Source organism: Paraclostridium sp. AKS73 (assembly GCF_025671395.1).
In the GTDB taxonomy this organism is placed as follows: Bacteria; Bacillota; Clostridia; order Peptostreptococcales; family Peptostreptococcaceae; genus Paraclostridium; species Paraclostridium benzoelyticum.
The window spans coordinates 1-14,347 of sequence record NZ_JAIXHU010000059.1; the positions used below are offsets into that span (position 1 = coordinate 1).

At 23.6% G+C, this 14,347-nt stretch carries 13 protein-coding genes; 4 read left to right on the plus strand and 9 right to left on the minus strand.

What is annotated here, in order from left to right:
• Positions 1 to 1,013: 1,013 nt before the first annotated feature.
• Positions 1,014 to 1,574, minus strand: coding sequence for a hypothetical protein (locus tag LEQ07_RS18800; RefSeq protein ID WP_263331823.1), 561 nt, complete (start codon positions 1,572 to 1,574; stop codon positions 1,014 to 1,016).
• A gap of 510 nt (positions 1,575 to 2,084) precedes the next feature.
• Here LEQ07_RS18800 and LEQ07_RS18805 point away from each other — a divergent pair.
• The 4 genes from LEQ07_RS18805 (at position 2,085) to LEQ07_RS18820 (ending at position 5,366) form a co-directional block, all read left to right on the plus strand.
• Positions 2,085 to 2,795 (plus strand): LytR/AlgR family response regulator transcription factor, encoded by a 711-nt coding sequence (locus LEQ07_RS18805; RefSeq protein ID WP_263331824.1) that lies wholly within the window; start codon positions 2,085 to 2,087, stop codon positions 2,793 to 2,795.
• Positions 2,789 to 4,105 (plus strand): sensor histidine kinase, encoded by a 1,317-nt coding sequence (locus tag LEQ07_RS18810; protein ID WP_263331825.1) that lies wholly within the window; start codon positions 2,789 to 2,791, stop codon positions 4,103 to 4,105. Before LEQ07_RS18805 ends, LEQ07_RS18810 begins: the two co-directional genes overlap by 7 nt.
• Before the next feature lie 434 nt (positions 4,106 to 4,539).
• Positions 4,540 to 4,767 carry a hypothetical protein gene (locus LEQ07_RS18815; RefSeq protein WP_263331826.1) on the plus strand — a complete coding sequence of 76 codons (228 nt, stop codon included), beginning with the start codon at positions 4,540 to 4,542 and terminating at the stop codon, positions 4,765 to 4,767.
• A gap of 47 nt (positions 4,768 to 4,814) precedes the next feature.
• Entirely contained in the window at positions 4,815 to 5,366 is a 552-nt protein-coding gene (locus LEQ07_RS18820) for a hypothetical protein (RefSeq protein WP_263331827.1), read from the plus strand.
• A gap of 1,298 nt (positions 5,367 to 6,664) precedes the next feature.
• Here LEQ07_RS18820 and LEQ07_RS18825 read toward each other — a convergent pair.
• The 8 genes from LEQ07_RS18825 to LEQ07_RS18860 form a co-directional block, all read right to left on the minus strand.
• Entirely contained in the window at positions 6,665 to 6,970 is a 306-nt protein-coding gene (locus tag LEQ07_RS18825) for a helix-turn-helix domain-containing protein (RefSeq protein ID WP_046822999.1), read from the minus strand.
• Positions 6,971 to 7,679: 709 nt separating this feature from the next.
• On the minus strand, positions 7,680 to 8,186 hold the full coding sequence (locus LEQ07_RS18830; RefSeq protein WP_263331828.1) for a ferric reductase-like transmembrane domain-containing protein: 507 nt from the start codon (positions 8,184 to 8,186) through the stop codon (positions 7,680 to 7,682).
• A 1,031-nt stretch (positions 8,187 to 9,217) separates the two neighbouring features.
• Positions 9,218 to 9,730 (minus strand): BclA C-terminal domain-containing protein, encoded by a 513-nt coding sequence (locus LEQ07_RS18835; RefSeq protein ID WP_263331829.1) that lies wholly within the window; start codon positions 9,728 to 9,730, stop codon positions 9,218 to 9,220.
• Positions 9,731 to 9,945: 215 nt separating this feature from the next.
• Positions 9,946 to 10,644 carry a class B sortase gene (gene srtB, locus LEQ07_RS18840; protein ID WP_046822248.1) on the minus strand — a complete coding sequence of 233 codons (699 nt, stop codon included), beginning with the start codon at positions 10,642 to 10,644 and terminating at the stop codon, positions 9,946 to 9,948.
• Between the two features lie 42 nt (positions 10,645 to 10,686).
• Complete coding sequence (locus LEQ07_RS18845) at positions 10,687 to 11,307, minus strand: hypothetical protein (RefSeq protein ID WP_263331830.1); 621 nt, start codon at positions 11,305 to 11,307, stop codon at positions 10,687 to 10,689.
• Positions 11,308 to 11,357: 50 nt separating this feature from the next.
• Positions 11,358 to 12,050, minus strand: coding sequence for an RNA polymerase sigma factor (locus LEQ07_RS18850; protein ID WP_263331831.1), 693 nt, complete (start codon positions 12,048 to 12,050; stop codon positions 11,358 to 11,360).
• Between the two features lie 420 nt (positions 12,051 to 12,470).
• Positions 12,471 to 13,025, minus strand: a complete 555-nt coding sequence (locus LEQ07_RS18855) for a hypothetical protein (protein WP_263331832.1) — start codon at positions 13,023 to 13,025, stop codon at positions 12,471 to 12,473.
• Positions 13,026 to 13,218: 193 nt separating this feature from the next.
• Positions 13,219 to 14,004, minus strand: coding sequence for a leucine-rich repeat domain-containing protein (locus LEQ07_RS18860; protein WP_263331833.1), 786 nt, complete (start codon positions 14,002 to 14,004; stop codon positions 13,219 to 13,221).
• Positions 14,005 to 14,347: the final 343 nt, after the last annotated feature.

Below are 14,347 nucleotides of genomic sequence, written 5' to 3' on the forward strand. Positions count from 1 at the left end.
ATTTGTAAAATTAAAATAAAGAGCTAAATATAGCTCTTTAAAGATAAAATATTGATACCATTATAAAATTCAGTTTGAAATCAATTAGATTTTGTATTTTGTTTTTTAGCGGATTTTTTTTGTTTGAACATAATACAGAAACCATGACCAAAATAGAAAATAACACTTAATATTATAAATATGGCAAATACAAATAAAGCATAGTCAATCCAGAGCCAATTTGAATAGCTTATGCCCATAAAGTCTAGTAAAAACATCATACTAACACCTCATTTTTATTTATTTTTTTAATGTTGATAATTTTATTTAAGTATATAAAAAAGAGACTTATTTCGTGATAACAAGTCTCTTTCAAAATTAGAGATAATTATTAAATACACTATTAAATGTATATTTAATTACTTTTAAATATATGCTGATTATTTTATAAATGTGAATTTTTAAATAGATAAAAACAATAATGCTACAGATGGAAGAAAAGTAATTATTGTAATAATTAAAGTAGCATTTGTAGGTATAAATTCACTATTATATTTTGTAAAATAGACTAAATGAAAAATTATAAAAGTTAATATCATTAATATAAAATTAAAAAATAAGCTAATGAAAACACCTTAAAACTTTTATCTATTATAGTATAAGATTTAAAAGTATTAAGGGTATAGATTATATAAATTATTACTCCAAAAATAAAATAAAAGTTACTTTGCTTTTTTAAATCTTTGTTTTTAAAAAAGTTGAATTTTAAAATAGACTTATTGTCATTGTACTCGATTCTCATAGGGGTCACCTCATTGTTATATTAAAGAAATAGTGATTCTAAATATAATTATCGTCATGTTAAAATAATTATAAAGGGATATGATAAGCGGAATATATAAATATAGGCTTATAAATAAAATAAGGAGGACGTTTGTCCTCCTTATTTTATCAACTAATATATGTATGTAGTCATCATTTGATTATATTAGGTTTGAGTTAGTATTACATTTAAAAGCTAGATATCAATAAAGTTAATTATATTTATCTATAAACTCTAAAAATGCTTTACTTATAATGTCATGTTTATTTAAATGAGAATATTTGTTTTTACATAAATCAGAAAAATCATTCCATATATCTTTATCTAATCTGATTGTAGTTTTTATAACTTCAGATTTATTGAAATTTATTTGAAGGCCAGTTTTTACCTCGATTACATCTATAGGACAATTGTCCTCCTTAGATTCGAAGTTATTTATAATACTAATTATCTTATCGTAATTTTTAACGATATTTAATAGTTTTTCTTGAATTTCATAGTTATTAAATAGTTGATTTGAATTTACTGTAAATGGGTCATAATTGCTTGAAATAAGTGAGTTTGAGTTATGTTTAGGATATATATTATCCGCGGTTAAAATGAATTTACCATCAAATTTTTGATATCCATATTTTTTCATGAATCTATCTAAAGTATCAACTCTTGTATAACTCATTTTTTCAGCAATTTCTTTTCTTGATAGCCCTTTTTCCTGGAGACTAATTATATAATCTATTTTTTTATCATAGCTCCAATCTTTCTTATTTTCCAAGTTACCACCCCCAACAATATGGAGGACACTAGTCCTCCATATTATTATACTATTTAAAAATTGCGTATTTAGTTGAAATTTAGCTTTTAATTAAAAAATATCTAAAATGCATAAGTTAAGGTCTAGTATGCAACAAAGCATTGAACAAAGTTTTTTTAAGACGTATACTTTTTATATAGTTTGTAAATAAGTACATACATAAAAGTATGAACTAAGTATCTCAATTCAAGTTCAAACTCATAGTGTCGATAAAAGTATATAAAAGTTAATTAAAATCTAAATAGAAAAGGGTATATTTAGATTTTTATAGTTGTGTTTTAGGGTTATAAACATAAAGTTAATTAACTTAACAAAAGAAGTATTCAAATTGAATACTTCTTTTTGTGTTAAGTTAATTAACTGTAATAGATAAAAAATAACTAAACTGAGACAATTATCTTTAAAAACTAGAAAAAGGTACCGATATAAGATATTATGTAATGACAAAAAATATGTTAGGGGGATTTTTAAATGGTTGTAATTGGAATATGCGATGATGAAAAGCATTATAGGTCAATTATTAGAAAATATTTAGAAAAAATATTACAATCAAATGTACAGAGCTACGAAATACATGAATTTACATCTGGAGAAGAGCTACTAGAGAATTACCCTAATAATTTAGATATCTTGATTTTAGATATACAGATGGATAGCATCGATGGGATGAATACAGCTAGAAGGATTAGAACATTTGATAGTAACGTAGAAATTATATTTATGACTTCTTATTCTGAATTTATGCAAGAAGGATATGAAGTAAGAGCTTATAGATACTTATTAAAACCTATAGATTTCGATAAATTAAATAAACATATAATACCATGTGTAAAGGAATTAAAAAGACGAAATAGTAATTATTTAACAATTAATACAAAGAACTATATAGATAGAGTAAAAATAGATTCTATACTGTATATTGAAACTCAAAGGCCTAATTTATTAATTTATACAAATAAAAAAGTTCATAGTGTAAGAATGAGCATGAGAAAAATCGAGGGTATATTAGAAGAATACAGTTTTTATAGATGTCACAATAGTTTCTTAGTTAATTTAAAAGAAATTGAATCTATGGATGGTGAATATATATTTATAAATGACATGAAAATACCTGTAAGTAGATACAGAACGAAAGGATTAAAACTAGCGATAACCAATACTCTAGGGGATATAGTATGTTAAATAAAGTAGGTATAGACACTAGAGATATATTTAAAATCTCAATAGTATTTATGAATTTTATAATATTTTTTTGTACACTAGATGTAGTAAGTATTAGAAAAATTAGTAATATAAAGCTTTTCCAGTATATAGGTATTTTAATTTGTATTTTAGTAGTGATAAGTGTATCAAATATATTTCGAAGTTTTAGGATTTTATTATATATAATAATTGGAATTATATACTATAACCTAGTATATGATGAATTTTTAGTGAAATGTGTAATAGTAACTATATTGTTTTGGATAAGTGTAATGGTTGTAGAGACCGCATCAATTGGTGCTATAGCTGCAATTAATAATATATCAGATATAAATTACCTAATAAATCAAAAAAAGTATGTAATTCAAGCAATTATACTATCTAAAGTATTACTGTTAATAGAGTTTGTATTATTAAGGTACTTTAAATTGGCATTAGAGTTTAAGCCAAAAGACATGGCGCTTATAGGTCTTTCTATAAGTTATAATATATTAAGTTTATTGCTAGTTTTTGGATATAATTTTTTAAATAGGATATTAATCAAATTAAATATTGTATTTTTAATATTAATTACAATGCTTTTAATGCTATCAACTATTTCGTTACTAGTAGTTATAGCTAGGATTAGAAAATCTGATAGACTTAAACTTGAAACAGAGCTTATAAATGAAAGGACTCAAATGAATTATAAAAATTATGAAAATATATATGAGGTACATAGCAGTTTAAGGCATGTATATCATGATTTAAAGAATCATATGATGTGTATAAAAAATTACAATAGTAAAGAAGATATTATTAAATACATAGATAACTTAAGTTTCGAAATAAGAATGTTCGATAGTATCTCTCATACAGGGAATGAGACTTTAGATATAATTTTAAGCCAAAAGATACATGAGTGTAATAAATATAATATTAAGTTTGAATCGAATATAAATTTCTCGAAATTAGGATTTATAAGTAATATAGATGTATGTTCCATATTTGGAAATGCTTTAGATAACTCAATAGAGGCATGTAAATTAATAGATTGTGGGATTGATAAGAAAATAGAGGTAAAAGTAACCTATATTAAGCAGTTTTGCATAATAAAAATTATAAACACTAAACAAAATAAAATTAACCTTACCAAAAAGGGAATACAAACAAGTAAATATAATAAATATGAACATGGTATAGGATTAGCAAGTATAAAAAGAACTGTAGATAAGTATGATGGAGAAGTTGCTGTGAACTTCTCTGAGACTGAATTTATTTTGAAGATAATGATACCTATAAGGTCATAATAAAAAAGCACACAAAATATAGACTCTAGATTTTGTGTACTTTTTTATTATGTTAAATTAGAAGGTGCTTATGTTTATATTACCCATTAAAAAATAGTTTAACTCTTAATTTATTAATTTTCCAAATACAACATATATATTATTTTATAAGTAGATTATTTATTAATAGTTAAAAATTAAGATAAATATAAAAATATAATTAAATTAAATGATGTATATGTTGAAAATACTATAATATAAACCTTATTAAGGTTTAAAAGGTCAAAAAATTGGAATTATTTTGACTATCCTAAACTTAAAATAAACAAGAACTTGGGTGAAGAGTGAAAATATAAGAAGTGTTTATTATTTATGGAATAAAAATTCTGAATTTTAAAAATTTCTTGTAAATATTTTTTAATCTGATAGAATGTATTAAAAAGGAGTGCGCCATTATGAAAAAAATATTATTCGTAACAGATTTATATTATAAAGCTAACGGAAGAAATTACTATGAAGAAGACCTTTTTACAACATCTAAATTAGTAGATAAATTTAACCTAGTTATTTGTAATCCAAAAGATATGAATAAGTTTAATGATAATTTTGACTTAACTATATTTAGAAATGCGGGTCCGGTTGCAAATTTTCCAAAAGAGTATAATGATTTTAGAGAAAAATAAAAAGAAATAATTTAAAGACATATAACTCATTTGATGGAAAAGGCGATATGAATGGAAAGGACTATCTGATAGAATTAACTAATTTAGGATATCCTGTAATCAGTACTGTAGATTCAATTAATAATATCAATAAACTGCCTAAAGTAGATAAGTATGTTATAAAGCCAAAAGATGGGGCAGATTCAATAGGAATGGAATTTGTAACAAAAGAAGAATTATATGAAAAGGTTCAAAATGATGATTTTAATACATTAATTCAGCCAGCGATAAACTTTGAATATGAAGTATCTTTTTACTATATAGATAAAGAGTTCCAATATGCTCTTTATGCACCAGACAAAAGCAAGAGATGGGAATTAAAAGAATATGAGGCAACTGCAGCTGACTTAGAGTTTGCGATGAAGTTTGTTGAATGGAATAATATAGATCATGGTATCCAAAGGATTGATGCATGCAGAGATGAAGAAGGCAATCTTTTACTTGTTGAATTAGAAGATTTAAACCCGTATCTATCTGTATTAGAATTATCAAATCAACTTCAAAATAAATTTATTGAATCACTTAAAAAATCAATTGAAAATGTTTTAAACTGTAACTAAAAAACAGATATATAAAAAGGAGCATAATTAATGATGCTCTTTATATATCTGTTTTTGTTTTTTAGACTTATTATAACAATAAATTTAATATATCAAAAATGTAAGAAATCTTTAAGGTTGATGCAAGGCTATTTTAAGGATGTAAATGTATAATAGAGTTAACAAATAAAACAAAGGAAGAATTATAAATGACAATAATATGAGTTTTAATGATAGTCCCGTTTAATTAGCAGTAGCTAACTTACAATAGACGTTTAAAATATTTAAGAAATGTTTAAGATTAAGATAAAGATAAGTTAAGAGTATAGATGTAATATAGGAATATAATCTAAAAAATAAAGGAGGAAAAATAAGATGGCAATAGTAATAGGGAGTTTAATGATAGTTCCATTTATATTAGCAGTAGGAGCAGGGCTAGTAAGCAATGAACTAGAAATAGCAAATCAATAAAACTTAAAATGAACTTAAGTGTATAGAATAAATATAAAAAATGAAGGAGAGATTATACATGATAGTAATAGGAAGTGTAGTTATGGCACCATTTATATTAGCAGTAGGGGCAGGGCTAGTAAGCAATGAATTAGAAATAGTAAATCAATAATATAAATTGAAAATTTAAGACATAATAAAAATGGAGGAATTAATATGACATTGTTATTAATAATAGGAATTGTAATATACATTGTTAAAAACAAAAGGAATAATGAAGATGCTTTTTTAGAAAATGATCCAATAATAGATGTTAATTATAGAGAAGTTGACTAGAACAAGTCTTACTATATAATTCAATATTAAAAAATAATATATAAGCAAATTAACCTTCATACGCCACCGTTTATATAGGTTAGTGTGTAGAAGGCTAATTAGGAAAAATCTTAATAATTTAATACAATTAGGGTAAAATATAATTCTACTTGTATTAAGTATAAAAAATTAAAACAAAATATAATTACGTTTTATATAACTTAATCAATAAAAATATAGGGTTTTAATTGATTTTATTTAAATCATATAAAAAATATAATTGTTTACTTATATTAGATATACGTCTAGCAAACAGAAAAATCAATACTTTAAATTAGATTTTTTAATAAAAAATTTATAGGACACGTATGCAAATTTAGCACAAATTCATTGTATTTCAAACCTATTAATCTAGATTCAAATAAATCATAATCCAAATCTATTAAATATACTATTTCTTTTTACAATACCTTACAGTTTAATGAGTTAAAAAATAAATATAATCTTTTCATTATGAAAAAATTGTATAATGAAAAAGATTATATTTATACTTTTTAAATACCTGTTTCAAATTCATTTAACTCAGACTTTTTATTCATTTTCTTTTTAATTTTTTTCTGTTTAGCTTCATCTAAATCATCAAAATTAATCTTACCAATATACAAATTAAATTCATCAACACCAAAGTGTTTTATCATAGATTGTTCTGTTATTAACCAAGTTTTCCCGAATTTTTTTACCTCAACATTGTCGATTAGCTTTCCATTTGATACTTGTTTTCGTAATGTTGAATTATCTAAACCATAAATATCTGATACTTGTTGAAAAGTATATAGACCCTTAAAACTCCCATTTGCCATTTTAATTTCCTCCAAATTATTCTATGTGTTAAAATTTGTATAACTTTAAATCAATTAAATATTTATTAAGGTATATATATAATTTAATCCCCAAGATATAGTATAAGTCAATTCATATACTAGGTGTTAGAGGCTATTTGAAGTATTTTAATAAAAAAAATGGTATAAGTCTAATTATATAAAAGACATATACCATATAAACTTATTTTCTATATTATTAATATAAATTTATTTAACTGTTTTAAGAATGATATGTAAAAACCTATTTACCTATGAAGGTATTCTTAATAACATAAAAAATAATCAAATGTGATTATATCACAAACACCTGTATTTTTAACCCTCTTAATTTTTATAGTATAGCATTCTGATTTTTAAAATCAATATATGTTACAGGATTGAAACAGATGTATCGAAATTGAGACTCATTTAACGATGTATGACACTTGTCCGACAAAGTAAAACTAGGGGAATGTATTTAAATCAAATACAAAATAATAGCCAGTAAACAATTAAATAATTATTTAATTGTATATCGAAATCTAAAATATATTTAATTTGCATGATAAATATTGGAGGATACTTGTCCTCCACTCGAAACAAGTTACACAGTATGCAAGAATTTTATTAATTTGCCTGTAATAGGTATAAAAAAAGGATATCTAAAAAAGACATCCTTTCTTGCATGTAAAATGGGTTAAAACTTCAACTAAATACTTGATATTTTCATTGATTTAACCTTCTTTTCATTAAAGTACTTCATCATCCTAACCATTGTATAAACTATAAAAATTGTAGAATAAATAGCAATTTTTAACATATCTATTGTATCTTTATTTAAAAGAATAAGAGCTATGTGTAAATAAGTTAATCCATAAAATAAATATGAACATCTTTGTATTTTTTTCCATTTAACATACTTAATTTTACTTCTAATAAATTTAAATGAAGTTATAAACAATGGAATCATAACTAAAAATGCAACCAAGCCTATAGTTAGGTGAATCATAGATAATCCAGGAAGCGTAAGAGATTTAACAAAATCTCCAAATATAAAATATGTATATATTAAGCCATGTGGAAGTATAAGTATAGATCCTATTACAGCTAATTGAGCTCTTATATTTAATAGTTTTTTAGTGACAACATATTTTCTATCGAGAGCTCCTGTAAACATTACGATAATAAATAAAGATACAGATAAAATACCTTTCATTGAGGACTTATAAAATTCTAGTAGAAGCCCTTGTAGCTCTATATTGTATGTTTCTCCGTAAAGGTTTATATAACTAGTTAGCAAAGCTATAACCAAAGCAATTATATAGTATAAGTTTGAATGTTTTTTAATGCTAGACGTAAAAAATAGAGATATCACCATTGTGAATAGCAGTGAGTAAATTAATAACATTTTGATTCTCCTTTTCAATGATAAATGATAATTAATTTCAATAAAATTGTATAATGAAAATTTAACCAGGTCAACAAGTTTTTATAAAAAATCTAATTATTTAATTCTAATAATAAAAATAAAGTAAATATAATAAAATAAAGAAGTGTACTAGAATTTCTAGTTAAGATTAATAGATCATAATTTTAGATATTTAAATTAGAATAATTGTAATCTATTAATAAAAAACAAGTTAGCTAAAGTAAAAATACCTAACTTTAGCTAACTTGTTTCTATCTCTATAGAGAGATCAACTTTTTGAGTCTATATGCAATAACTAACAATAGATTTGATTCAAGAATTATAAACATGATTGTATGTTTGGGTAAATAAAAGTTATATATATAAATAGTTGTTAGAAAAATTAAAATTATAGACCTGGATATATTCGTTTTATACTTATGATAACTTTTAGAAATTAGATGAGTACTACTATTTTTAAAATATAAGTATAAAGCGAATATAAACATTGAGACTAAAATGTTTATTGTAGTGATAAAAATATGTAAATGTATGTTCATATTATAACCTCGTGTAAGTATTTAATTTCTATAGTATCTTTATTTTTAATACGGATATTATGAAAATTTCTATAATTAAAAAATAGTTAATATGATAAGTGTTCAAAAAATATATAAGTTTAAATGGATTAGTATATATTCATATCTATAAATAAAAAATGCTCTAGATACAAATTCTAGAGTATTTTATTTATAGTATAGTGGGGATTATAACTTAATTCTAAAAAAAAGAAGTTATAATCCCTTAAAATTAAATTTATAGATTAAAAGTTAAATATCTTATAATAATTCTATTACTGAAATACCTGCATTTGCTAAAGTAAATATACCTGCAATTGTAGCAGTAGTAGCAACTTGTAATGTTACAGGTGCATTGCCTACTGTTATTATAGCTTGACCAGATAAGCTAGCAGTAGCTGCAATCGCAACTGTTAAACTTACATTTGATGCACTTGAAGGTATAGGAGTTCCATCTGATAAAAGAACAGCTCCAAGACCTCCAATTCCAGTAGCAGTTGTATTAACATTATAAGAAACGTAGTAACTATGATTAGCTGCTAGTGTTATTGTAGTTGTAGGAACCGTTGCAGATATATCAGTTCCATTAGTAGCTAGAGTAGAGTCAAATGTTATAGCTGTTTGTGTTGTTGTTAATGCAGTTCCAGATCCTGCACCTAAAGATAAAAATTGATTTGTAGCAGTTGGTCCCACTGGTCCTGTAGGTCCAAAACAAGGTATATATTCTATACAAGGTCTACAATCGTTATGACCACAATAATTTGAACATGTCATATATTTTCCACCTATACTTATGATAAATTTATAGTATAAATAATGATTTAGATTTGTAAAAAAATTATTTAACTACACTATTAATATATTCAAAAATATTTTTTATGTGTCTAATTCAAGCGAAGTTTATCGAAAATAAAATTTTCATAGATATAAAGTATAATTTAAGAATTATTAAAATAGAAAAACATACTTAAATATTTAAGTATGTTTTTCTATTTATCAAGCCTTGCATGAACAACCATCCGAGCATTATCAAACTCATAACTACACGTAGATAGAGTTAAGATCTTATCTTCTGAATCAACATTTACTAAAGATTTAAATAAAGAATCTTTTTTTATTTTATTAAAAAAATTATTAAAATCTTCCTTAGAATCAAATGAAGTTTTATTGTAAATATTGCTAGAATCAGTTACATAAGCAGAGAAAATTGTATAGTTTAAAATATTACCATTAGATTCAGATATAGAGATAGTCTTATGCTTTGTAAAAAACTTTTCATCTTTAAATTTTTTTAGTTGGCCAAACATCGTTCCATTTCTCATACTATGCCCATAAAGCACGGTATTAGAATCATTAAACTTGTCGTTTTGAAAATCTAAGAATATAGATCCTGACTCTAGATAATTTTTATCCATATCTTTGTTTAAATAGAACTCATTATTACTTGATTGAACTATTGGATAGTGAATATTTGTACCACCTACATCTAACCATCCTCTATAGTCTTTATTTATATATGACAAATCTACTGAATTATTATTATTTTGTTGTGATTCTTTAATTTTGTAAAGTTTATAATATGCTTTATCAGCTTTACTATACTGCATAAATTTACTTATTATTTTATAAGAACTAAATAACAATATAATTAAAAGTATTAAGTTTACTAACCATCGTATCTTTTTCATTTTTAAATTATCCTTATACATTAAGTTTATATATTTTGAAATCTATATCTTTTTTATATTATATACGGCTTTATTTCCAACAATATCATATATAGTTAAGTATAAAGGCAAATTACTTATTTTTACAACAACAATACCTTTATCTTTATCTATTGATTGGATGTTTAAAGCTTTTTCATTAGAATCTTTTAAATAAATCTTATTAAAATTTATTCCACTACTAGAATCCTTTAAGCTAAAAATAATTTTATCACTATCATATGTGTAGTTTATAATATTTGGGGATTCTGTATCTATACAATTAATTTTAAATTCCTTAATTAAAGTAGAGTGTTGTTTAAAGTTTACAAATACCTTATAATACCCATTTTTAGTGATTTTAAATCTATAAGTATACTGATCTACATAGCTACCCAAGATTTTTTCAGAATTACCAAGTTTAATATACAAATCATTTACTAGAGACTTATCCTTTACTTGAATATCTACTAAAACTGGAGTATTTGTAATTTTAGATGTATCACTTATTGATATATTTATAGTATCTAATAAATTAGATTTAGAAGATACATTATCTACATTTAAAAAATCATATTTGTTGATTTTATAAATACCTAGAACAGAAGTAGATACCACTATTGAGGTAGTTAGTGAAACTGCCATAGTTTTCGACATACCTTGTTTATGGTTAATTTTGAATTTAAAACTTTTACCTATATTAAAATGAGACTTATATAATACATTTCCCAAAATATTTTTGAGGAATTTAAATTCAGTAAGTTTTCATTAGATGTCTTTTTAAAGAATGAAAATAGCATAAATCCATAAATTTTTCTATTATCTTTTCTTTCTTCAGAATATAATTTATATAAATTTTTCTTTGCATTACTTAGTCTACTTTTTACAGTACCTTCAGAAATGTTTAAAACATATGAAATCTCAGAAATTTTTAAATCATCGAAGTATTTTAAAATCAAGATTGTTGAATGTATAGATGAAAGCTTATTAATTAAATTCATCAATTCGCAATTACTTTCTTTTAGAATATATGATTCAATAGGGTCAACACCCTTTGAATTATCACTTAGCGTAGGCAAAACACACTTCGAATAAACCTCTCCAGTTTTTTTTACCTTAGAAAGCTCTTTAATGCAATAGTTGTATGTAATTTTATTTATCCATGCTATAAATAGTTTAGGAGATTCTAACTTATCAAGTGACTTTAGAACAATCAAAAATACTTCTTGTACGGCATCTTCTGCCATAGACTTATCTTTTAAAATACTTAAAGATAGGAAATAAACCTTTTGATAAGTTAAAGAATATAAATCTGAAAAAGCTTGAGAGTCTCCATTTTTACATTTAGATACAAGTTTACTTATTTTTAAATACTTTAAGCTACTCAATTATCAAATGTCCTCCTAATATTAATTTAAAATCTAATTAATATTAAACATAATACCATAATTGTAGACATGAAAGTAAAATTTTAGATAAAATATTTAATGAGTACAAATTTAGATATTAAAAGAGATCTGACTTGGATTTTATAAGATATATCAAGATTTTAACAAAAAATAATAAAAGGTTATGAAAAGTTTAAAAAGTTCACAACCTATGTCAGTCTTAATATTTAAAAATTTTTTTAAAACAATGCTTGAGCAAAGCTGTATTTAAGTATACCGTAAATATTAAAAATAATAACAATATAAACTTTAAAAATTTCATTTTATAATAGTCTCCTTATGATGATATAATTTACTTTATGATTGCTATTTAAAATAGTTTTCAAATTAAATAAAAGAGTTAATCATTAACTCTTTTATTTAACTTCCATTACTTAAAGGTGTTTGACCTATGCTTTGTTTTAACATTAATATTTTCTTTTCATGCTTTAACTTCTGCGTTTCTTGAAATTTCAATTGATATTGGAGTCTAAGTAAATCTCTTTTTTCAATAACTTCTTTTAGGTTTTTAATTTCTTCTTCAGCACAACTATGCAAATATTTTTCTTTTAATGACGTTAAGTCATTTTCTTCAAAATCATTATATATTTTGTGTCTAATATTAGTTATATCGACAACTTGTTTTTTATTTTTTAAAACAGTTTTTACAGCTTTAATATTTAAAAATGGAGTACCACTTTTGTTTTTTAAAACCTGATATGTTCCTTCCACAAATAAAACTTGTTGATTTAACTTGCTATTTGTTAAATGTGTAGTATGCCTTTTGCTAAAATTTATTACTGCAATAGATGGATAAGAACCATCTATTGATCGCATTTTTTCAATTAATCGACTTTCTCCATTTTCTAAAAATGTTAAGTTTTCTAAATCGCTACATTCTAAAGCTAGGGTTATGTATGCATCGATAATTTTCATATTTTTAAATCCTCCTATAAAACTAACTAAATAAAATTGAATAATAACTAAAAATTAAAAAGTTTCAATAGTTAAAGTAAGCAAAAAGGAATAAACCCTAATCGCTTTTATATTTACCAACACGTATACAGGTTAATTGAGTTAAATAGTATTAAAGTAAGAACTAGATAGTATTATCTTTAATCGTTTATAGCTACACCTGTAAAAGTAAAGATTTTTTTAACATATTGATTAAAGAGAAATCTTTTTTGAAAGAATCTCTCTTAGTTATAGCGTTGTTGTCTTTACATTTATCATGTATTTTATCTATAGGTGTAGCTATATATTTATACGGAAGAACCACTTTACCACTAAACTCACTTTTTTCAGAATTCATAATTTTTTTTATAGAAAAGTGATATTCTAAATTTTCATATATATCGTTCCATAGAATAGTATTTGAATGTATATTATATATTCCATTACTAGAAATATCATTATCCAGTATATGTATAAATGATCCATCTATGCTTCTTATAATATTGTTAACTTCAATAGGTGATGAATCGAAATTAAATTCATAATTATTTAAAACAATTTCTTGGTTTTGTAGGTCTAAAAGACCGATGTTATTTAGACCATTTAAAGTGTTTAAGTTTCTTACTCTATTATTATTTAAACTAAGACAAACTAAATTGGTCAATTTTGATAGAGGACTTAAATTTTCTATTTGGTTTGAACTCAAATCTAAATAGTTTAAGTTAGTTAATTTCTTTAAAGGTTCTAAGTTGGTTATATAATTTTCACTTAAAGTCAAATAAGTTAAGTTAGTTAAGTTTTGTAAATAAGTTATGTTATTGATTTTATTTTCATCTATATTTAGAGTAACGAGCTCTTTTAGGTTGCATATAGGGCTTAAATCACTAATCTCATTTTTTGATAACCCAAGATAACTCAAGTTTTTACAATACTGAAGGCCTTCAAGATTGTTTATTCCCACTCCAGTTAAATTTAATGCTAGCAGACTCTCTAATTGAACTCTAGTTATAGGGGCATCATCAGGGGAGTTAAATTTTGTGTTAAGAGCTTTCTTTAAGTTGAAATCGGGTATATTAATAACTTCATGTCTATTTATTAGTATATTTTCTTTTTCTTAATATCAGTAGTTAAGTTTACAATTGCTTGTTCCATGTATATTCTCCTTTTATCATTAAAAATCTTATATAGTGATAAATTTATTTTTTATGTTAATATTTTTATATTATAAAATGCATCGATTTCATGCATTTATAATATAAGAGGTAAATAAAAACAAAAGGTTCAAGTTTTTTTTAAAGTTTTTA